21 protein-coding genes and 1 tRNA gene are annotated in these 21626 nt (G+C 52.7%); 12 read left to right on the top strand and 10 right to left on the bottom strand.

What is annotated here, in order from left to right:
• Positions 1 to 3: 3 nt before the first annotated feature.
• Entirely contained in the window at positions 4 to 411 is a 408-nt protein-coding gene (locus LJ739_RS04355) for a hypothetical protein (protein ID WP_229159423.1), read from the top strand.
• Positions 412 to 414: 3 nt separating this feature from the next.
• Here LJ739_RS04355 and LJ739_RS04350 read toward each other — a convergent pair whose 3' ends face one another.
• The 3 genes from LJ739_RS04350 to LJ739_RS04340 are packed head-to-tail and all read right to left on the bottom strand — an operon-like array spanning position 415 to position 3079.
• Entirely contained in the window at positions 415 to 891 is a 477-nt protein-coding gene (locus LJ739_RS04350) for a DUF2919 family protein (protein ID WP_229157370.1), read from the bottom strand.
• Positions 888 to 1313: a GNAT family N-acetyltransferase gene (locus tag LJ739_RS04345; RefSeq protein WP_229157369.1), complete on the bottom strand. Its 426-nt coding sequence runs from the start codon at positions 1311 to 1313 to the stop codon at positions 888 to 890. Before LJ739_RS04345 ends, LJ739_RS04350 begins: the two co-directional genes overlap by 4 nt.
• Entirely contained in the window at positions 1310 to 3079 is a 1770-nt protein-coding gene (locus tag LJ739_RS04340; protein ID WP_229157368.1) for a GGDEF domain-containing protein, read from the bottom strand. Before LJ739_RS04340 ends, LJ739_RS04345 begins: the two co-directional genes overlap by 4 nt.
• 350 nt (positions 3080 to 3429) lie before the next feature.
• On the opposite strand from LJ739_RS04340, the gene rimO reads away from it, so the two are divergent.
• Positions 3430 to 4854 (top strand): 30S ribosomal protein S12 methylthiotransferase RimO, encoded by a 1425-nt coding sequence (gene rimO / locus LJ739_RS04335; RefSeq protein ID WP_229157367.1) that lies wholly within the window; start codon positions 3430 to 3432, stop codon positions 4852 to 4854.
• Between the two features lie 39 nt (positions 4855 to 4893).
• On the opposite strand, the gene rmuC is transcribed toward rimO, so the two are convergent.
• Both rmuC and LJ739_RS04325 read right to left on the bottom strand, forming a co-directional pair.
• Positions 4894 to 6378: a DNA recombination protein RmuC gene (rmuC, locus tag LJ739_RS04330; RefSeq protein ID WP_229157366.1), complete on the bottom strand. Its 1485-nt coding sequence runs from the start codon at positions 6376 to 6378 to the stop codon at positions 4894 to 4896.
• A 101-nt stretch (positions 6379 to 6479) separates the two neighbouring features.
• A complete protein-coding gene (locus LJ739_RS04325; protein ID WP_229157365.1) occupies positions 6480 to 8009 on the bottom strand; it encodes a fumarate hydratase in 1530 nt (509 codons plus the stop codon).
• A gap of 136 nt (positions 8010 to 8145) precedes the next feature.
• Between LJ739_RS04325 and pabB the strand changes: the two genes are divergently transcribed.
• From pabB to LJ739_RS04310, 3 genes are all read left to right on the top strand, one after another.
• Positions 8146 to 9543 carry an aminodeoxychorismate synthase component I gene (gene pabB, locus LJ739_RS04320; RefSeq protein ID WP_229157364.1) on the top strand — a complete coding sequence of 466 codons (1398 nt, stop codon included), beginning with the start codon at positions 8146 to 8148 and terminating at the stop codon, positions 9541 to 9543.
• The gene (locus LJ739_RS04315; protein ID WP_229157363.1) at positions 9536 to 10123 is read left to right on the top strand and encodes a CoA pyrophosphatase; all 588 of its coding nucleotides are present in this window, start codon (positions 9536 to 9538) and stop codon (positions 10121 to 10123) included. Before pabB ends, LJ739_RS04315 begins: the two co-directional genes overlap by 8 nt.
• 116 nt (positions 10124 to 10239) lie before the next feature.
• Positions 10240 to 11613: an L-serine ammonia-lyase gene (locus tag LJ739_RS04310; protein ID WP_229157362.1), complete on the top strand. Its 1374-nt coding sequence runs from the start codon at positions 10240 to 10242 to the stop codon at positions 11611 to 11613.
• 34 nt (positions 11614 to 11647) lie between these two features.
• On the opposite strand, the gene cysB is transcribed toward LJ739_RS04310, so the two are convergent.
• The gene (gene cysB / locus LJ739_RS04305) at positions 11648 to 12622 is read right to left on the bottom strand and encodes an HTH-type transcriptional regulator CysB (protein WP_229157361.1); all 975 of its coding nucleotides are present in this window, start codon (positions 12620 to 12622) and stop codon (positions 11648 to 11650) included.
• 195 nt (positions 12623 to 12817) lie between these two features.
• Between cysB and LJ739_RS04300 the strand changes: the two genes are divergently transcribed.
• On the top strand, positions 12818 to 13516 hold the full coding sequence (locus LJ739_RS04300; RefSeq protein ID WP_229157360.1) for a sensor histidine kinase: 699 nt from the start codon (positions 12818 to 12820) through the stop codon (positions 13514 to 13516).
• A gap of 49 nt (positions 13517 to 13565) precedes the next feature.
• Positions 13566 to 14333: a hypothetical protein gene (locus LJ739_RS04295; RefSeq protein ID WP_229157359.1), complete on the top strand. Its 768-nt coding sequence runs from the start codon at positions 13566 to 13568 to the stop codon at positions 14331 to 14333.
• Positions 14334 to 14337: 4 nt separating this feature from the next.
• On the opposite strand, the gene LJ739_RS04290 is transcribed toward LJ739_RS04295, so the two are convergent.
• Positions 14338 to 15228, bottom strand: coding sequence for a LysR family transcriptional regulator (locus LJ739_RS04290; RefSeq protein WP_229157358.1), 891 nt, complete (start codon positions 15226 to 15228; stop codon positions 14338 to 14340).
• A gap of 104 nt (positions 15229 to 15332) precedes the next feature.
• Here LJ739_RS04290 and LJ739_RS04285 point away from each other — a divergent pair, with 104 nt between their 5' ends.
• The 4 genes from LJ739_RS04285 (at position 15333) to LJ739_RS04270 (ending at position 19284) form a co-directional block, all read left to right on the top strand.
• Entirely contained in the window at positions 15333 to 16031 is a 699-nt protein-coding gene (locus tag LJ739_RS04285) for a CoA transferase subunit A (RefSeq protein ID WP_229157357.1), read from the top strand.
• Between the two features lie 13 nt (positions 16032 to 16044).
• Positions 16045 to 16701, top strand: a complete 657-nt coding sequence (locus tag LJ739_RS04280) for a CoA transferase subunit B (protein ID WP_229157356.1) — start codon at positions 16045 to 16047, stop codon at positions 16699 to 16701.
• A 78-nt stretch (positions 16702 to 16779) separates the two neighbouring features.
• Positions 16780 to 17817, top strand: coding sequence for a tetratricopeptide repeat protein (locus tag LJ739_RS04275; RefSeq protein ID WP_229157355.1), 1038 nt, complete (start codon positions 16780 to 16782; stop codon positions 17815 to 17817).
• A gap of 99 nt (positions 17818 to 17916) precedes the next feature.
• Positions 17917 to 19284, top strand: coding sequence for a DEAD/DEAH box helicase (locus tag LJ739_RS04270; RefSeq protein ID WP_229157354.1), 1368 nt, complete (start codon positions 17917 to 17919; stop codon positions 19282 to 19284).
• A gap of 63 nt (positions 19285 to 19347) precedes the next feature.
• Here the strand turns inward: LJ739_RS04270 and LJ739_RS04265 are convergent, their stop codons facing one another.
• The 3 genes from LJ739_RS04265 to LJ739_RS04255 all read right to left on the bottom strand — a co-directional run bounded on the left by LJ739_RS04265 (position 19348) and on the right by LJ739_RS04255 (position 21232).
• The gene (locus LJ739_RS04265; protein ID WP_229157353.1) at positions 19348 to 19596 is read right to left on the bottom strand and encodes an EF-hand domain-containing protein; all 249 of its coding nucleotides are present in this window, start codon (positions 19594 to 19596) and stop codon (positions 19348 to 19350) included.
• 66 nt (positions 19597 to 19662) lie between these two features.
• Positions 19663 to 20658, bottom strand: a complete 996-nt coding sequence (gene trhO / locus LJ739_RS04260; protein ID WP_229157352.1) for an oxygen-dependent tRNA uridine(34) hydroxylase TrhO — start codon at positions 20656 to 20658, stop codon at positions 19663 to 19665.
• A gap of 94 nt (positions 20659 to 20752) precedes the next feature.
• On the bottom strand, positions 20753 to 21232 hold the full coding sequence (locus LJ739_RS04255) for a VC2046/SO_2500 family protein (RefSeq protein WP_229157351.1): 480 nt from the start codon (positions 21230 to 21232) through the stop codon (positions 20753 to 20755).
• A gap of 108 nt (positions 21233 to 21340) precedes the next feature.
• On the opposite strand from LJ739_RS04255, the gene LJ739_RS04250 reads away from it, so the two are divergent.
• Positions 21341 to 21425: transfer RNA gene (locus LJ739_RS04250), tRNA-Tyr, on the top strand.
• Positions 21426 to 21626: the final 201 nt, after the last annotated feature.

Genomic DNA, 21626 nt, shown 5'->3' with positions numbered 1-21626 from the left:
GCAATGACCCAAGAAGAAATTACCGCATTGATGGCCGACAGCGCACAAAATGCCATCAATACCACCCGGGAAGAATTCCAGCTAACCCTGGACGGCAGTCCAGAAAGCATTGCGTTGGTTGATGATGTGCTGTTGTCCTGGATCGACCGCTATAAAGACAGTGCGTTGGAAGACAACATGGTGTTTACACTGTGTAATATTTACGGTGCGTACGTAGGCGAAGTGTTTCGCCATCGTGTGGGCGGCAACTGGCATTACGACGTGTCAGATCCAGACGCCCCCTATGTGGTGCTGGAATATGCAGGAAAAAGCTATGCGTTTGCCGGGATCTGTTATCAGCGTCTGGTTAATGACAGCCAGGTGAGTGTCAAACACTATTTCGACCAGGCCATTGGCAATAGCGTGCAATAAGGCCTAACCCTTGTGGCTTCGCCAGTCTGATAACATCCATTGCAGACGCTCGCTGCGCAGAAGCCACACTAACAACATCGCATCAAACCATAATCCGGTCGCAACGCCCCAGGAAAACTGCCAATGATGGTGGGAGGACTGCCACAACAACAGCGATGCATCAGCCAAAAGTCCCAGCACTATCAACGGTCTGCACAACGCAACCCAGGCGGTCCAGCCTCTATCCAGCAAACGACGATGAAACGCCATCAACAAACACACGATCAGGGCAATCGCCCCTGGCGCCATTCCTTGCAACAATTGTTCAGGTCGTGGATAAAAAACAACCAGCAGTTGTTCCGTTTGCTGCCGGGAACTCAATGCAAAGACCAACACCAACCAGCCACGCATAACCCATAGACAGGCTATCCACATCAAAGATGGAACGGTTGCACGACCGTCATCGGCAAAATGTCGTGGATGGATATTCGGCTGACTCACGGCACAAGGTCACTGCAAAAATGGTGACTGGCAATGCGCATACCGTGGCGCAAATAGAAGCGGTGGGCGTCAAAGCGCTGCACGCCGGAATCCAGATGAAGGGAGACGCACTGCTGCGCTTTGCCCTGCTCACAGACGAAAGACAGCAGATGTTCCCCAACGCCCTGGCCACGACAAGCCGGTAAGGTAACCAAATCGTCTATGTAAACGTGTTTTCCCCACGCTAACTTGTGCTGAATCCAGTAACCCGCAACGCCGACAGCTCGCTCATCTTGCCAGGCAATAGCGACCTGAAACCCCTGCTGTGCCTGCACGGCAATCTGCTTTTCAATGGCCTGCTCGCTAAGGTGTGGCCTCAGCTCATGCAGCACCTGTGCAGCAAATTGATAGTGTTCGGCGTGTCTCGCCAGCGTTATGTTCATGATTGCATTGCCTGCGCGGTTTGTGCGCTGTTTTTGTCCAACGCCGATTGCATGTCAGCCAGAATATCATCCAGATCGTCAAACCCTTCGGTGCTGACATAAATACTCATACTGGACTTAAGACTGACCGTTTCGCCGGTTTCCATGTTCATGATGGAGTGTTCCAGTGCTTCCCGCATGCGCTCAAAAAATGCGACCGCAGTGGTCTCTTCCAGATTGGTCAGGCACAGAATGAACTGCCGGGGTGCCAGACGGCCAACCAGATCACGATCACGGGTCACTTGTTGTAGGGTATTGGCAATCTGACGCAGGACGTGATCTTCACGCCATTGGGCGATGGCATGATGGGAACGGATAAAATTGTCCAGGTCGAATAACGCCAACGCATTGGTTTTGTCTTTTGACGGGGCCGGGACGCGCTTGATGGCATTGGTCACGCTACGACGATTATGCAATCCGGTAAACGGATCAAGACTGATCCGGGCGACGTACTGGCGACGCAGCAAATACATCAGCAACGCCATCAACACTACGAAGCCAAACATGACCATCGCATTTGACCACCATTGTTCATTGCGGGCTTGCGCCAGGTTGTTCTCCAAAGCCAGTATCTGATTGTGCAAATTGGCAACACCGAGGACTTTTCCGGACGCCTGCTGATCCATGGTTTTGTTCAGCATGGTATCGGCGAACACATCGAACTGGGCGCGCGCCGCTTCCACGTTGCCCAGCAACAGTTGTATGTCTACCTGCATGCGCAAGTAGTCTTTATTTTTGCTCACCTGGCTGCGATAGCTTTCCGGCGCTTCCCGTTCCTGCTGAAGAAAATCCTCCAGGCAAGGTATGTTCTTTTCATTCAGGCACAAAGCCGCGTTGTACCAACGGTAGTAACCCGCCATTAATTGATTTTTCACCTGCGGCAAATACACCTGCCACTTTGCCAGACTGTTGCGTAACTCATCATAGTTACCGGTACGGTAGTAATAGCCTGCCTCGGCAAAATGTAACCAGACATTGGTCAAGGGTGTATTGACTGACACATTCTGACGTTTGAATTCTTCAATACTGGCGCGGGCGCCGTCAAAATCCCCCGCCGCCATCTGCGAGGTGATAACACTGATCAGAGTGGCCAGCAGGTTACTGCTCTCGTAGACATCCAGCCCTATCTGGTAAGACTTTTCAAACTGCTCCGCGGCTAACACATGTTGCCCCAACGCGCCGTATAACAAGCCGATATTGTTATGAATGTGCGCAATCGCCGCCTTGTCGCCTTGATTGGCATACAACTCCAGCAACGCATACAGGCGTCCGAGCTTGATCCCTTCTGCTGAGCCATAGCTGTCACACACCGTGATCTGGCCAAGCTGGGCACTGAGATAAACGTCCGAGAAACGATCTTTGGCGCCGGCTTCCGCTTGCGCGTAATAGTCACAACGACCGGGTTGTTCCAACACATCGAGGATAAAGCCCATCTGGTACAGTGCGTTCACGTGAGCTTCCGATCCCTGCGACAAATAATCACTGGACAACAAACCTTCCAACTGACGTTTAGCCTCACTGTACTGACCCATACAAATCATCCAGTGTGATTTTTCAACCAGTAAGCGCTGGTGCAACTCGATTGGCAACCCTTCCAGTTGCAAATAGGTGTTCAACCCATCAATCGCATCTGCATCAGGGCAGTCGTAGGTTTTGACATCGTGGGTTGCCAGGTAATCTTGTGCATCGGCGATGGTGTTGGCAAACGCTGAGGAAGTTAACAACATCAGTGTGGCCACAACGCCAACCAAGCTCGGTCTTATTATTCGCATAGGGTGTTATTATCAAACCTTGTGGTGGTATTCACGGCTCCCCTGATAGTACAAAGAATATCAAGGCTTCTCTAGCGCAACAGCATGACTTTTGATGTGTTCGGTGAAAAAAAAGCCACCCTCTGCCCTTTCAGGTCACCACATCAATGGAGCAAGTGAGTCAAACCGCATCATCCTCTCACTAAAGCGCCCATTTCCCTTTTCCAACTAACACACAAACACCCCACAGCACGTACTCTCGTGCGTTGGTCAATAACATGGTGTATAATCCGCGCCCTTTTTTCTTCCACGGGCAGGCGCTACGCATGACGGTTGAACAATTTAATCCGAAACAGACCACAACCCTTGAGACCCCTAACAAGGTTTTGCAGGATGGGGCCGGCGCGAATTCACCCAACCAAGGTGGTACGCGCATTGGTTTCGTGTCGCTGGGGTGTCCCAAAAACCTGGTCGACTCAGAGCGCATTCTGACCCAGTTACGTACTGAAGGTTATGACGTTGTTCCTTCATACAACGATGCTGAACTGGTGATCGTCAACACCTGTGGATTCATTGATGCGGCAGTGCAGGAATCACTGGACACCATCGGTGAGGCGCTGGCCGAAAACGGTAAAGTCATTGTTACCGGCTGCCTGGGCGTCAAAGAAGACGAAATCCGTGAAGTGCATCCCAATGTACTGGCCATCACCGGGCCCCATGCCTACGAGTCTGTCGTGGAACAGGTACACGAACACCTGCCACGTCCGGTGCACAACCCGTTCGAGCACCTGGTGCCGGACCATGGGGTAAAACTGACGCCGCGCCATTTTGCCTATCTGAAAATATCTGAAGGCTGTAATCACCGCTGTACCTTCTGCATCATTCCGTCGATGCGTGGCGATCTGGTGTCTCGACCCATTGGCGAAGTGCTGGACGAAGCCAAACGCTTAAAAGACGCCGGGGTTAAAGAGTTGCTGGTGATTTCACAGGACACCAGTGCCTATGGCGTTGACAGCAAACACCGCACCGGCTTCTGGAACGGTATGCCGGTCAAAACCGACATGCTGGGGTTGTGCGAAAAGTTGGGCGAAATGGGCATGTGGGTGCGCCTGCACTACGTGTATCCTTACCCCTCCGTCGATAAGATCATTCCACTGATGGCCCAGGGTAAAGTGCTGCCCTACCTGGACATTCCGCTGCAACATGCCAGTCCTCGCATCCTCAAACTGATGAAGCGACCTGCAGCGGCGGAACGCACCCTGGAGCGGATCAAAAAATGGCGTGAAATCTGCCCTGAACTGATCATACGCTCCACCTTTATTGTCGGTTTTCCGGGTGAAACCGAACAAGAGTTTCAGGAACTGTTGGATTTCATTGAGCAGGCACAACTGGACCGGGTTGGCTGCTTCAAGTATTCCGATGTCGAAGGTGCCAAAGCCAACGACTTGCCGGATCCGGTCGATGAAGCCACCAAGGAAGATCGCCTTGCCCGCTTTATGGCCAAGCAGCAAGCCATCAGTGCCGCAAAACTGCAGGCCAAGATTGGCCTCGAGTTCCAGGTGCTGATCGACGAAGTGACCAGCGAAGGTGCGGTAGGACGATGCTATGCTGATGCACCGGAAATCGACGGCAATGTACACCTGACCGACGAGTTTGATGTGCAGCCCGGTGATCTGATTTGGGCGCACATTATCCATGCCGATGAGCATGATTTGTGGGCTGTGAAAGTGACCGATGACGAAGACGAATAGTCCGTTACCGACCAAAAAAAGGCGCCCTGGGCGCCTTTTTTATTCGTCTGACGGTGCCGTCGGCGGCCCATCCTCAAGACCTTCATCCAGCCCGGCTTTCTCCAGCAAATGACTGTCCAGGCGCTTGTTGGTCTGCACTCCCATGGCACGAAACTGCTCGACCTGACGGACCAGGTTACCCTTACCACTGGTCAGCTTGTTCATCGAGGCATCATAGGCTTTTTGTACGGTGTCGAGTGAACGGCCAATTTTTTCCATGTCACCGACAAAGCCATGGAATTTGTCGTACAACTTACCCGCACTAAGGGCTATTTTCTGTGCGTTTTGGTTCTGGTATTCATACTGCCAGATATTGTTGATGGTACGTAACGCAACCAGCAAGTTGGTCGGACTGACCAGCATGATATTGTTGTCCAACGCCAGTTTGACCAGCTCAGGGGCCTGGTCAACGGCGAGCAGAAACGCCGGCTCGACTGGCACAAACATCAGCACGTAATCCAGCGTACGAATGCCCTGCAGATCCTGATAATCCTTCTTACCCAGCTCTTTAATATGACTCTTCAGGCTTGCCACGTGTTCTGTCAGACAGGCTTGGCGTAATGCGTCATCATCACCGGCATTGAAGTAGCGCTCATAAGCGGCCAGCGACACTTTGGAGTCGATAACAATGTCTTTGTCATTGGGCAAATGTACGACCACATCTGGCTGGTAAGTTTTGCCCTGGTCGTTTTTAAGTGACACCTGCAGCTCAAATTCATGTCCTTCACGTAACCCCGATTCTTTCAGGATCCGTTCCAGTACCACTTCTCCCCAGTTGCCCTGTTGTTTGTTATCGCCTTTCAGGGCTTTGGTCAATGCTGCGGCCTCTTCAGTGATGCGCTGATTCAGCTCTTTGAGACCAAGGATTTCGGTTTTCAGCGACGCGCGCTCCTTGCCTTCGCTCACATACTGATCGGTAACTTGCTTCTTGAAGCCTTCGATCTGTTCTTTGAGTGGATTCAACAGCGCATCCAGACCGGCCTTGCTGGACTGGGTAAATTTCTCCTGCTTCTGCTCGAAAATCTTGTTGGCCAGATTTTCAAACTGCTGTTGTAAACGCTGTTCGGCATCCTGTAGCAACTGGATTTTTTCATCGGCAGCTTTTTGCTGCTCGACCGCCGATGCTCGTTGTTTCTCCAACGCTGACTTGAGCTCTGAGATCTCTTCGGATGCTTGTTTCCACTGACTCTGCCACTGTTGCTTTTCCTGTTGTACGTCCTGCAATTGCTGTCGCAGTTGACGGGCTTCACCCAATTCCCCTTGGGCGACATTGATCTGCTGCTGCAACTGATCAATTTTTTCATCGGCGCTACCCAGTTCATGCTCCGTCTGGGCCAGCTTCTGCGCCAGTGATTCCTGTTGCGCGGCCGCTTCTTGCAGACGTCTTTTCTGGGCTGCAGCAGACAGGACTTTCATTGCGATAGCACCCACCACGGCACTGATCACACAGGCCAGTAGCAGAACGAGATCGAGTTGTAAATTCATAGTCGACTTATTGTTATTTGTTCATTACAGGATGAAAAAAAGTCGGGCTTTTGGCCCGACTCTGTGTAACGGGTTACAGCCCGACTGTATTACCAATGGGATTATTTGGCCAGCGCCGCGTCCAAATCTTCCAGTTTGGCTTTCCAGATTGCAGGACCGGTCTGGTGGGCGTTGTTACCGTCGCTGTCGACTGCAACGGTCACCGGCATGTCTTCCACGTCAAACTCATAAATGGCTTCCATACCCAAGTCTTCAAACGCCACCACGCGGCTCTTTTTGATTGCCTTAGACACCAGGTAGGCGGCGCCGCCCACTGCCATCAGGTAAACCGCTTTGTGCTTGGCAATACTGTCTACAGTTGCCGGACCCCGCTCGGCTTTCCCGATCATGCCGATAAGGCCAGTCTGTTCCAGCATCATGTCGGTAAACTTGTCCATCCGGGTCGCGGTTGTCGGACCGGCCGGGCCAACCACTTCGTCACCCACCGCATCCACAGGACCAACGTAGTAAATAAAACGGTTGGTCAAATCAACACCTTCCGGCATACCTTCGCCATTGGCCAGCATGGTTTGAATGCGCTTGTGCGCAGCATCTCGCCCGGTCAACATTTTACCGGACAGCAACACGGTCTCGCCCACTTTCCATTCACGGATGTCTTCTTTGGTCACGGTATCGAGGTTCACACGTCGGGTGTTCTCTCCCACCTCCCAGGTCACTTCCGGCCAATCTTCCAGTTTTGGCGCTTTCAATTCCGCCGGGCCAGAACCGTCGAGGTAAAAATGGGCGTGTCGGGTCGCCGCGCAATTTGGGATCATGGCAATCGGCTTGGATGCCGCATGGGTAGGCATCGATTTCACTTTGACATCCACCACGGTGGTAACGCCACCAAGGCCCTGGGCTCCGATACCCAACTTATTGACCTTGTCAAAAATCTCCAGACGCAATTTTTCTTCTGTGGTCTGTGGGCCACGGTCGATCAGTTCCTGAATGTCGACCGGATCCATCAAACTTTCTTTGGCCAATACCGCCGCTTTTTCAGCGGTACCACCGATACCAATGCCCAGCATCCCTGGTGGACACCAGCCGGCACCCATGGTCGGTAAGGTTTTCACCACCCACTCGGCAATGTCATCACTGGGGTTGAGCATCACCATTTTGGACTTGTTTTCCGAACCGCCGCCTTTGGCCGCGATCATCACTTCGATTTTGTCCCCTGGCACCATGTCAATGTGCACGACGGCTGGCGTGTTATCTTTGGTGTTTTTACGGGCGCCGGCCGGATCTGCCACGATGGAAGCGCGCAGCGGGTTATCCGGATTGGTGTACGCTCGGCGTGTCCCTTCGTCGACCATTTCCTGTACCGTCATATCGGTCTTGTCGAACGACACGCCCATACCGATCTTCACAAAGCAGGTCACAATGCCGGTATCCTGACACAACGGACGATGGCCTTCCGCCGACATCCGTGAGTTGATCAGGATCTGGGCCATGGCGTCTTTTGCCGCCTGACTTTGTTCACGCAGGTAAGCCTGTTCCACGGCTTTGACGTAATCCAGCGGGTGATAATAAGAAATGAATTGCAACGCATCTTCAATGCTATCGATAAAGTCCTGTTGGCGAATAACGGCCATATGTGCCTCATGCTAAATATCGGAGTGAAAAGTTAGGGTTATACTTGTTGTCGTTGTTATTTCATAATAATACCCTTTGTGGGCGACAAGCTCTACGTCATTTCCCTATGATTTTTACGGAATTACACGCATTTTTATGACCCAACAACAGGATAGTAAGGTGTCGGTCAGCCGGCTGTCATTACCCCCTTCAACGACACTGGTTGATGTGTTCAGTCACTGGGCCGATACACCCTGGTCGATGCTACTGGACAGTGCCGACAGTGCCCGCAGCGATGCCCGCTTTTCAATCCTGGTTGCCCAGCCGCTGGCAACCATTACCGCCAAAGACGCGCAGACGGTGGTGTGCGAAGGCGACAACCAAACTGTGTATCAGGACGACGACCCGCTGGTTCTGGCACAACAACTCAAAGAGCGGTTGCTGCCCGGCCAAGTCCCCAACGACACGCTTTTGCCTTTCCTGTGCGGCCTGATGGGCAGCTTTGGCTACGATTTAGGCCGCCGCTACGAACGCTTACCCAGTGTGGCACAAGACCCCTACCGTACGCCGGATCTGGCGCTGGGCGTGTACAGCTGGTCGGTGATTGCCGATCACAGTGACAACAGCCTGTGGCTGTGTCGTCACCACGACCACGATGCACCAACGCCTCAATGCATAGAGCAATGGCTGGCAAACAAGGTCGCTGGCACCGACTTCAGCCTGGATTCACAATGGCAGTCCAATCTGTCCGAGGCACAATACCATCAGCGCATTGATGCAATACATGACGCGTTGCAGTGTGGTGATGTCTACCAGGTTAACCTTGCACAGCGATTTTGTGCCCAGGCACAGGGTTCCCCCTGGCAGGGCTACCTGAAATTGCGGGCCGCCAACAAGGCGCCGTTTTCTGCCTTTATCAAACTGCCAGACAGTGAAATCCTGTCGTTGTCACCGGAACGCTTCTTGCGCGTAAGTGATGGTCACGTGGAAACCAAACCGATCAAGGGCACCCGTCCCCGCAGTGAGGACCCGCAGCAGGATCAGCGCAATGCCGAGGCATTACTGGCCAGCGACAAAGACCGCGCCGAAAACCTGATGATCGTTGACCTGTTACGCAATGATTTAAGCCGCAACTGCCAACCCGGCAGTGTCAGTGTGCCGGCCCTGTTCTACATCGACAGTTACCCAGCCGTTCACCATTTGGTCACCCGCATCACCGGAAAACTGGCGTCACACAGCAGCCCATTGACGTTGTTGCGGGATGCCTTCCCTGGCGGCAGTATCACCGGTGCTCCGAAGATCAGTGCGATGGGACTGATTGACCATCTGGAACCTCACCGCCGCAGCATTTATTGTGGTAGTATCGGCTACGTGGGGCTGAACGATGATATGGACACCTCCATTTGTATCCGAACCTTGCTCAGTGAACCGCCCATGTTGTATTGCTGGGCTGGCGGAGGCATCGTACTCGACTCAACCGCCGCCTCGGAGTATCAGGAAAGCTTTGACAAGGTGGCTAAAATATTACCGGTACTGACTACGCACCATGAATAAAGAGCAGTTTTTACAACGCTTTCATCATGCCCGTCAGGTTCAGGGCGAACCTGACTATCCGCTGCGTAAACCCGGTAAACCCGCGGCAGTGTTAATGCCCATCCTGGAAAGGGACACACAGTTGTCGATGCTGTTCACCGTAAGGGCCCGACACCTTAAACACCATGGCGGTCAAATCAGTTTTCCCGGTGGTAAGCTCGAAGCATCCGACAATAGCCTGCTGGATGCCGCTCTACGCGAAGCCCATGAGGAAATTGGCCTGCCCCTCAGCCAGGTCCAGATCGTCGGTACCTTGCCCCGTTATCGCACCATCAGTGGTTTTGAAGTCCTGCCCTTTATTGGTTTTGTGCGTGGTGACGTAGATTTTCGCCTGGATGACAACGAAGTGGATGCCATTTTTGATGTTCCGCTGGACTTCCTGCTCAACCCGGCCAATCACCTGATCCACGAAGTCAATCGCAAGGGCCACCGCCACCCCATTTACTTTATTCCCTGGCAGGACAAACATATCTGGGGCGCCACAGCGTCGTTTGTACGCACCTTATCCCACCATGTACAGCCGGACTGCCTGTCCGCGTAGCAATATTTGTTTACACCGCTAAGCTATATTTATTCTACGGATTAGAATTTTCAGGTTGCTCATTTTGACACATTTGCGCATAGTGCCTGACAAAATAATAAGACCCTACAGTTGTCATGATCAGTGTATTCGATATGTTTTCCGTGGGCATTGGCCCATCCAGCTCACACACCGTTGGCCCGATGCGCGCGGCCAAAGCATTTTGCGACCACCTCAATGCCGAAGGGTTGATGGACAATGTCGACCGGGTAAAGGTTGAATTGTTTGGCTCTCTGGGCCAGACCGGCAAAGGTCACGGAACCGGTAAAGCGGTGATCCTCGGCCTGCTCGGCCTGGAACCGGAAACCGTTGATGTCAAAGCCGTGGATGGATACCTGGCAGACATTGAAAAAAGCCAGACCCTGAACCTGAACGGCCAGAAAACCGTGCGCTTTCCCCGCGAAGGCGCCATTGTGTTTCATCGTCGTAAAACCCTGCCCCTGCATGCCAATGCGATGACCCTGCATGCATTACAAGGCGACAACGTGATTTGTTCACAGACCTATTACTCCATCGGTGGTGGTTTTATTGTTCGTGACGATGAGTTCACCGAAGCAAAAACCGAGGCGATGAACACGGCTCAAATCGAGCCTAAATACCCGTTTTCCAGTGCCGCCGAATTGATCGAACAATGCAAGCAAAACGGTCTGTGCATCAGTTCACTGATGTTGGCCAATGAAACCGCCCTTGCGCCCAAGGATCAGGTAGTCGATCAGTTGTGGCATATCTGGCAGGTGATGCTGGAGTCCGTTAACAACGGTATTGAATCCGAAGGGATCTTACCGGGCGGTCTGAAAGTACTGCGCCGGGCGCCCAGCCTGTACCGTCGACTGCAAAGCGAGCAAAGCTCCGATCCCATGGGTGCCATGGACTGGGTCAACCTGTTTGCTCTGGCGGTGAATGAAGAAAACGCCGCCGGCGGCCGGGTAGTCACTGCGCCCACCAACGGCGCCGCCGGGATCATTCCCGCAGTGCTGTGTTATTTCGATAAATTCGTACGCAGTGTCGATAAAAATACCGCGGCGCGCTACCTGCTGACCGCAGCAGCCATCGGCATTCTGTACAAGAAAAACGCCTCCATCTCCGGCGCTGAAGTGGGCTGCCAGGGTGAGGTAGGTGTGGCCTGTTCAATGGCCGCCGGTGCCTTGACGGAAATTCTTGGCGGCTCAGTGGACGCGGTAGAAAATGCCGCCGAAATCGGCATGGAGCATAACCTGGGCCTGACCTGCGATCCGGTCGGCGGATTGGTGCAGGTGCCCTGCATTGAACGCAATGCCATGGGGGCAATCAAGGCCATCAATGCATCAAGATTGGCGCTGCGTGGCAGTGGCCAACACAAGGTCTCGCTGGACAAGGTGATCAAAACCATGTTCGACACCGGCAACGATATGAAGTCCAAATACAAAGAGACCGCACGAGGCGGTCTGGCAGTTAACATTATCGAGTGTTGATGGCGGCTTGGGCGGGGCACTTTGCCCTGCCCGTTTACTTGACCGGCAGGGTCAGGCCTTTGAACATCTTTTCCACTTCATCATTGTTTTTCTGCATCATCGCCCGTTCGACAACGTCTTTGGTCAGATGGGGAGCAAAACGCTCAATGAAGTCATACATGTAGCTGCGCAGGAAAGAGCCCTTGCGGAAGCCAATTTTGGTGGTGCTGTAATCAAACAAATGACTGGCATCGATCTTCACCAAATCGCCGTCCAACTTGTCATCCACTGCCATCGAGGCAATCACACCAATCCCAACACCCAGTCTGACATAGGTTTTGATCACATCGGCATCGGTGGCGGTGAAAACAATTTTCGGCGTCAATCCGGCCTTGTTAAACGCCTGATCCAGTTCCGAGCGTCCGGTGAAACCAAACACATAAGTGACCAGTGGAAACTCGGCGATGTCTTCAATGGCAATCGATGTTTTCTTCGCCAGCGGGTGCTCCCGGTTAACGATGATACTGCGATTCCAATGGTAACAAGGCAACATCACCAAATCGTTGTACAAATGCAGCGCTTCGGTGGCGATGGCGAAATCGGCTTCCCCTTTGGCGGCCAAATCACTGATCTGTGACGGCGTGCCCTGATGCATGTGCAAAGAGACTTTCGGGTACTTGCCCATGAAACCTTTGATCACATCCGGCAGTGCATAACGGGCCTGGGTATGAGTGGTGGCGATATTCAGTTTACCCTGATCGGGCAAGGTGTGCTCCCGGGCCACGGCTTTAATACTTTCCACTTTGGCGAGGATTTCACGGGAAATGTTGATAACATCTTTGCCGGCATCGGTGACGTGGGTCAGGTGCTTACCACTACGCCCGAATATCTGAACGCCCAGTTCATCCTCCAGCATACGTACCTGCTTGGAAATGCCCGGCTGAGAGGTATACAGGTTTTCGGCGGTCGCCGACACATTCAGATTGTTGTTGAGTACCTCAACGATATAACGTAGTTGTTGTAATTTCATGGCGCCAGACCGTCACTCTCCTTGAACATTTCTATATTCAAAATATATATACTGAAGGGCAGATTAATTCCATATAATTTTAGTAAAAAGCGGATTTTTTCTGCGTCGGTGGGACAAACTTTTGGTAAATCCCTGTTGTTTAAAGGATACTGTACCAAATTGGCCTAACAAAATCTGTCACGTTGTTATTCTGACATGGACAAGCATCAAACACCCGGACAAATTGATTTTTCTTCCGTTCTGGCGGCGGCAGTGCACGATATGAAGAACTCGTTGTGCCTGCTCCGGCAGACCATTGAACAGTTGGCAAGAACGGTTGACCCTACCAACCAGAAGGCCACCGCCCACCTGGCCAATGCCCACTATGAAGCCGCGCGGTTAAACACCGGGCTGGTGCAATTGTTGTCATTATACCGGGCGGAAATGGAAAACCTGCCGATAAACGTAGATGAATGGTTTATCGAAGACGTGGTTGAAGAGCTGATCAGCAACAATGAAGTCTACATAGCGCACAAGAACATTGCCGTTACCGTTGACGTAGAACCACACCTGTCCTGGTTTATGGACGGGGATCTGGTCACGCTGCTGCTCAACGACATGCTGGTCAATGCGACGCGCTATGCCAGTTCTGAGATTCGGCTGCACATTTATGTTGACGCCGGCTTGTTGGTGATAGAAATCGAGGACGATGGACCTGGTTACCCGAAAAATATGCTCGATGCGACTCAAATTGCCATGCCAGAGTACGATATCAGTAAAGGACGTACCGGACTGGGGGTGTTTTTTGCACGGTTGATTGCTACCGCCCACAGCCACGGTGATAAACACGGTGAAATCGTGCTGGCTAATGGCGGCTCCCTCGGAGGGAGTGTTTTTACCTTAAAATTGCCCTAATATGGCACACAACCGTTGTGGTTTACTTTAAGCGGACATAATAATAACGATGGTATTTAGCATAGTCATCATTCTCATTGTTGCCCTGATCGTGGTGGCCATCGTGGTCAATGCGATTCAACAGCATCGGGAGAAAGTGGAAGCGGAAAAACGCACTGAAATTGCCAAACAGAAATCGGTTATCGACGAAACCGAAAACGTACTGTTGACCATAGAAACCATACCGGTGTCACCCAAAATGGTGCAAATCCTTTACCGCCGTGTACTCAATGCGTTGAAAATCATGCAGCAACTCAACCCGACGCAGACAGATATCAAACAGCGGATTCGGGACGCAGAAAGCAAAATCAACAGCATCGATATCGAACAACCCGCCCCGCCCCATGAATCATTCGTCTTGCCGGAAAATGACAAACTGATCATTCAGTACATTCAGGCGATCAAAAAATTCCGCATATTACTGCGCTCAGAGCACTCCAAAGGCAAAGTCGACACCCAATCCTTCGTTAACGAAGATCGCATGCTTGCCGCCCTGCAATTGCGCGTCAATGTTGAAACTCTGGCCCGTCGGGCGACGTCGGCCATCCAGTCAGAAATGTTAGGGTCGGCACGGCAGTATTTTGAAAAAGCCATTGCCGCATTAGCGGCACAGCCCCAGCAAACCGATTACATCATTCACCGCAAGGCCCAACTGGAAGAACAGTTGCACGGTATTCAGGACATTATGCGCAATGCCAACGCTGAAGATCGTGCCAAGAAACGGGAAGCCGAGCGTGACGAGCTGGATGAATTGTTTGCACCGAAAAAGAAATGGTAGTGGGTCAATCGGGTTGTTGTTCGGCGATCTGATCCCATAGCGCCTGTGCCGGCACCGACAATGCCCGGCGCTGGGCACGGATCAGGCCAATCCGTTTAGTTATCGGCACAGGCTCTATTGGTAAACAGCTGACCTCAAGACCGTTAAACTGGCTTCGACACAACCCCGGTACGATAGACACCCCCAGCCCAACCCCCACCAGTTGACCCAGCGTAGATAGCTGACCGGCTTCAATGGTTGTGGCCACCGATAAATGCTGCGCGTCAAAAAATGCGTCCAACCAGCGGCGCACCGTGGAGCCGCGCTCCATCATCACAAAGGCATGTGACAGCAAATCCGTTAGCCCCACTGAAGATCGGTCTGCCAAAGGAGAGCTTGCAGGTACAACGGCGATAAACTCATCGACCATCAGGGGCAGAAAATCCAACCCGTCCAACTGCTCATGCTCAAAGGTAAAACCTAATTCCGCGCGCCCGGTCCTGACCTGCTGATACACCGACTCCATCACCACATCCAGAATTTGTACGTTGATGTTAGGCCACTTTTGATAGAACCGTGCCAACAAATCCGGCAAATGGGCGCTGGCGTAGGATGGCATTGCCGCCAGCGTCAGTTTGCCGCGGCGCATCGCGAACACGTTACGCATGTCAGCCATGGTGGCATCCCAGTCGTTCAGCAACCGGGTGGCCATGGGCAGAAATTCTTCGCCCTCCGGACTCAGGGTCACCTTTCGCGTGGTGCGGGAAAACAAACTGCCACCGAGATAGGCTTCAAGCTTTTTAATCGAGGTGGATAGCGCCGGTTGTGACAGGTGCAACTGTTCCGCCGCTTCGGCGAACGTAGACGCGTTGGCAACCCGCACAAAGGCAAGCATCTGACGGTAGGTTACGGACATTCGTTATTATTCCATTTTTTTTATCATAATCTACATTAATTCAATTTTACTTTCATCTCATCCTCCGTACACTTGTTAACAAAATGTTGAACAGGAGATTCAAAATGTCGGGATTCAATAAAGTCGTCGACACTTACGAGCAGGCGATGGCCGGACTTGAAGATGGTATGACCGTGATTGCCGGAGGCTTTGGTCTGTGTGGTATACCGGAAGGGCTGATTGCGCAAATCAAAACCATGGGCACCCGCGATCTGACGGTGGTATCCAATAACTGTGGTGTGGACGGTTTCGGGCTCGGTTTGCTGTTGGAAGACAAGCAGATCCGCAAAATGGTGTCTTCCTATGTGGGTGAAAACGCCCTGTTTGAACAACAACTGCTTAATGGTGAGTTGGAAGTGGAACTGACCCCTCAGGGTACCCTGGCGGAAAAAATGCGTGCCGGCGGTGCCGGTATCCCCGCATTTTACACCGCCACCGGCTACGGTACGCCGGTCGGCGACGGTAAGGAAGTCCGCGAGTTTAATGGTCGCCCTTACATTCTGGAAGAAGCGATTACCGGTGACTTTGCCATCGTAAAAGCGTGGAAAGCAGACACCTACGGTAACTGTATCTACCGACACACGGCACAGAACTTTAATCCGATGGCCGCCACCGCGGGCAAAATCACCGTGGTGGAAGTGGAAGAGATTGTCGCACCTGGTGAGATCCCACCGAGTGAAATTCACACGCCGGGGATTTATGTGAACCGCGTGATCAAAGGCAGTTTTGAAAAACGCATCGAACGCAAAGTCACCGCTAACTGATTGGGAGGATCTCATGGCTCTAACACGTGAACAAATTGCCATGCGTGTGGCAAAAGAATTTAAAGACGGCGATTACGTTAATCTGGGCATTGGTATCCCTACCCTGGCGGCCAATTATGTGCCCGAAGGCATTGACGTTATGCTGCAATCAGAAAATGGCCTGTTGGGTATGGGACGCTATCCTACCGAAGCCGAAGTGGATGCAGACATGATCAATGCCGGTAAAGAAACCGTCACTGCCATCACCGGCGCGTCGATCTTCAGTTCGGCAGAAAGCTTCGCCATGATCCGCGGTGGACATGTCGATTTCACTGTTCTGGGTGCTTTTGAAGTGGATGCCAACGGTAACATCGCCTCGTGGATGATCCCCGGCAAACTGGTCAAGGGCATGGGCGGCGCAATGGATCTGGTGGCCGGTGCAAAGAACATCATTGTCACCATGACCCATGCCGACAAACACGGCAATTCCAAGTTGCTGGCTGACTGTACATTGCCACTGACAGGGGTGAATTGTATCACCCGGATCATTACTGACCTGGCGGTACTGGAAGTTCGAGATGGCGCATTTCACCTGACCGAGCGTGCGCCTGGCGTCAGTATTGAAGAGATTCAAGCCAAAACCGCAGGCCCACTGGTGGTGCCGGATTCAGTACCTGAAATGGTCCTCTGACAAGGATAATTACCGGCGAGTGCAGTTGCCGTTTTGCCAAATGGACGTAGACTCTTAACAAGGATGTTGAGAATAACCATGGCAAAACAACTGACCGCGTGGGGGTGTCTGATCATGATGATCAGTCACCTCAGCCACGCCGGGCAACCACAACACAACGCTGTCACGGTATTGGCTGAAGCCAAGGCCCACCTCAGCGCGCTGCCCGACCACAGCATTGCCCTGCTGCAACAAACTGAGCTGCTTGACCAGTTGCCCCCGGACCAACAAGCCCAATGGTATTTTGCCCTGCTCAACGCAGCGCGACGTCTGGCCAATCTGGACACCATGCATCAAGCGCTGCAGGCTCTGGTTCTGTTACAGGACACCCCATCGTTCAGCAGCCGTCGTACCGAATACCTGAACAACCTGGGCGCCTGGTTCAGACGGCATCACTGGTTACTGTATGCCCGCGCCAGTTATCAATGCGCGTTGGCCCATGCCTCTGACCCACTCGATCAACTTAAATCCCGTATCAATCTGGCGGTTATCGCCCGTAACTTTGGTGACTATGAACGGGCTCGGGCCCTTAATCTTGAGGCGTTGGAGCAAGCCCGGCAGCTTGAGCAACCCCGTCTGGTAGCCGCGATCCACAATAATCTGGGCACCACCGCACTGAGCATGGGCGACTTGCCCGCAGCGCGGTCGGCATTTCAACAAGCAATGGACATGAATCAGAAATTGATACGTCGGGCCAGCGAGCTACTCAGTGGTCTGAATTTGCTCTACACCTTCGTACAACAGAAGGATGACACCCCCTACCAGCGTCTGTTACCGCGCATCAAACGGATGCTGGATCAGTATCCAAACCTTGCCCGGCAAGCCTACTTGCAATGGATTGAAGCAGATCATGACTGGCAAGACCAACAAACCTTCAGCAAGGAACGGCTGCAGGCACTAACCCGCGCCTTCCACGACATCAATGATGTTGGCATCCAGACATTTCTGTTGCCTGTCGCTGTGGCCCTGAAGCTTGACGTCAGCCCCGATGTTGCCGATGCCAGCCAGTTGTCCCTGACATGGTTGAACGGCTTAACCCTGTGCCAATGGCCTGACAGACCTGCAGAACACCCCTGAGCGAGGGATAAAGGCGATAAAAAGCATCACGCCCCTCGTGACTTAATGGCATAATAGCGCCATATTTTATTGCTCAACCCAGGTAGCGCACCATTGCCCATGCAACCAACGCCCAGTTTTAACGATTTCCCACTCGATCACCGTTTGCTCAAAGCCCTTGAAGTCAAGCAACTGGTGACACCCACAGAGATACAGCAACAAGCGATCCCCCATGGCCTGTTGTACAAGGATCTGCTGGCGTCATCACAGACCGGATCCGGTAAAACCCTGGCGTTTTTGCTGCCCGCGGTACACCGTCTGTTGCGAACCAAAGCACTGAGCAAGAAAGATCCCCGTGCACTGATCCTGGCGCCAACCCGAGAACTGGCCAAACAGGTGTTCCTGCAACTTAAATGGCTGGTCGCCAATACGCCGATCAAGATTGGCCTTATTCTGGGCGGCGAAAATTTTAACGATCAGGTTAAATTGCTGCGTCGAAACCCGGACATTCTGGTCGGTACTGCAGGACGTGTGGCCGATCACCTGAAAGGCAAATCGCTGTTTTTAAACGGCCTTGAACTACTGATCCTGGATGAAGCAGACCGCATGCTGGATCTCGGCTTCAGTCAGGAGCTGATGCAGATCCACCAGGCAGCTGACCACCGCAAACGTCAGACCATGATGTTTTCAGCCACGTTGGACAGCGCTGCCCTGCACAACCTGACCCATACCCTGCTCAAAGCCCCCCAGCGAATCGCAGTCGGTCAGGCCAATGCTCAGCACCAGGACATTGATCAGCACTTTTATCTGGCCGACCACATTGAGCATAAGGATCAGCTGTTACTGGCATTGCTGCAACAGCAAAGCTACCAACAACTGATCGTTTTCACCGCCACCCGGTCGGACACCGAGCGTCTGGCCGCACTGCTGAAAGAACAGGGTCTGGATGCCACGGCGCTGAGCGCCGATCTGACCCAATCCCAGCGCAGCAATATCATGAATGCCTTTGGTCGAGGCCAGCACAGCATTCTGGTCACGACCGATCTGGCCTCCCGAGGGCTGGATCTGCGCAATGTATCGATGGTGATCAACTTTGACCTGCCCAAGCATGCCGATGAATACATCCATCGTATCGGGCGTACCGGCAGGGCCGGCAGCAAAGGGACCACCATCGCCTTGGTAGGCCCTAAAGACTGGCGTAGCTTCGAGCGCATCAAACCCTTGCTGGCTGAGACACCGACATTCGACAGCATTGAAGGTCTGGAAGCGACTTTTAAAGGCCTGCAGCCGCCCAAACCCAAACGCACGATGGCTAACAACAATAAGGCCAAACGCAAAGACGGCAGCGAACAGCAAGCCAAGTCCCGCCCCACCAAACGGATCAAAACCATGGGCGGACAGGATGTGGGCCACATCCCGCTCAAGCGTAAGCCCCGTAAGGTCGATGTGCCTGACGAACAGGACGACAACATCGACAGTGAAGATTAACACCTGTCAGACACAAAAAAGCCCGGCAATCGCCGGGCTTTTTGTTACTCGATCTTCAGAGACTCAGTATTCCCACCAGCCTTGCTGCCACCAGGCCAGAAATTCGTCAAAATCGATGTAGCCATCGGCGTTATCATCGATAATGGCAAAGCCTTCCTGAACATGACTGGCTTTGGTTTTCGGCGACAATACGGTTAACAGCTCGATGAACTCCTGCAAATCGATCTGGCCATTGTTGTCGCGATCAAAGAATTCAAACTCTTTGCGAATGGCATCAACCTGAGCGTCGTCCAAGGTGTTTGTCTGGGTCATAATTACTTCACATTCATTGTACAGATGGGGCCAGTGTAGCGTGACTCTGGTCGACCTGTCTATGCACTAAATGTTGGTTTTTCCCATGGCAGCGCGACGGGCCCGGCGCTCAGCGGCTTTCTGCTGACGACGTAGCTTGGTGATTTTACGCGCTTCAGTCCCCACGTGCGCTTCGTTACGTTCGCGGGCCAGATTGACCTGTTTTTCCCGCTCACGGAAACGTGCAATCTGCTCTTCGCTATGGGTACCGTAACACTTAGGACAGCTGACGCCGGACTCAAATTTATCGCTCTGCTTGTCTTCTTCGGTGATTGGCAAACGACAGGCGTAACACTGGTCGTAATGGCTCTTGTTCAGATCGTGATCGACCGCAACCCGGTTATCAAACACAAAGCAGTCACCTTCCCACAGCGACTCTTCTTTGGGCACATCAGCCAGATATTGCAAAATACCGCCTTCCAGGTGATACACCTCTTCAAAACCCTGCTCTTTCAGATACGCGGTGGATTTTTCGCAACGGATCCCACCGGTACAGAACATCGCGACCTTTTTGTTTTTGGCCGGATCCAGGGTTTCTTTCACATATTGAGGAAACTCACGAAAGGTTTCGGTCTTCGGATTGATGGCGTGTTTAAACGTGCCGATCTCGATTTCGTAATCATTACGGGTATCGATGACGGTAACGTCCGGATCGGAAATCAACGCATTCCAGTCCTGGGGTTTGACGTAGGTGCCGACCGTTTTGCGCGGGTCAATGCCATCAACGCCCATGGTGACAATCTCTTTTTTCAGTTTCACCTTGGTGCGGTAAAACGGCTGGTTGTCATCCAGGGATTCTTTGTAGGAAATCGGGTTGATGCGCGGATCACTGTTGAGGTACGCCAACAGCGCGTCGATACCTTCACGGGGACCTGAAATGGTGCCGTTGATACCTTCATGGGCCAGCAACAGTGTGCCTTTAATGTCGTTGGCTTCCATCACGTCCAGCAGGGGCTGGCGCATGTCTTGATAATTTTCGAGCGCGACGAACTTGTACATCGCACAGACGATAAACTGCTTCATAATACTACCTATTTGCTAATTGGAACGTAAAACCAAGGCAAAATTTTTGCGGCGCGGATAGTAGCAAAACAGCCGGCGAAAAGCCAGTCAGGGGCTATGCGGCAGCCATCTCGGCTTCAAGTTGCTGCAGAATATCGTGCAGCTGGGTGGCATCTTCTTCGATGGTATGGGCAGGCGCTTCACCGGCTAAACGCTGTTGGGTATACCAGTCGCAATTGACCCGCACCTCATCGCTGATGCGCTTGGCATCATTGTACAGCGATAGCGGCTCGGGGTGCATCGACAGGTACAGCCTCGCATCGGCGGCACTTTGTTGCGCCAGCTGTGCAGCGTTGGACAGATGGATGGCGGTGTCTTCGCTGGCCGATAACGGCGCCCGACGATAGGGATTTTCGGGCAGCGGCAGGGACAAGGTCTCGGGCGTCTGGGGTGTCAGTGCCGGACGCTCCATCACGTTCTGCTGTAGCATCGACAACAACAAACTGAACCGTGCTCCGTCACCGACCGAGCGGTTCAGTGTGCAGGACCATTCCAGATCCCGTTGCAGTTGTTCAAGGGTGATGTTGTCGGTCATGTGTACTACAGCAGTGGCTTACCTGCTTTTTATATCGCAGATTTGAAAAAAACCTTGAGCAGGCATTTACAGCCCCGTCGATTTTGTTAGTATACGCGCCTCTTTTGTGGAGGGGTTCCCGAGTGGCCAAAGGGATCAGACTGTAAATCTGACGGCTCCGCCTTCGCTGGTTCGAATCCAGCCCCCTCCACCACTCTTCTTACTTCAACCGAAGTCACGTTATCCAACAATCACAAAGACAACCGTATCGGGGCTCGGATGAGAACCAGCGATACGCTGTGTTCGACCCAAATGCCGGGAGCATTTGGGAACGTACGAAGTACGGCCTAAGAGGTCGCAGGCAGGACGCCTGCGATAATCCAGCCCCCTCCACCACTCTTCTTACTTCAACCGA

It is taken from the genome of Fluctibacter halophilus (assembly GCF_020687825.1).
Classification (GTDB): domain Bacteria; phylum Pseudomonadota; class Gammaproteobacteria; order Enterobacterales; family Alteromonadaceae; genus Fluctibacter; species Fluctibacter halophilus.
Note: the sequence above shows the minus strand (reverse complement) of the source record. Positions and strands in the feature narration are given on the sequence as shown.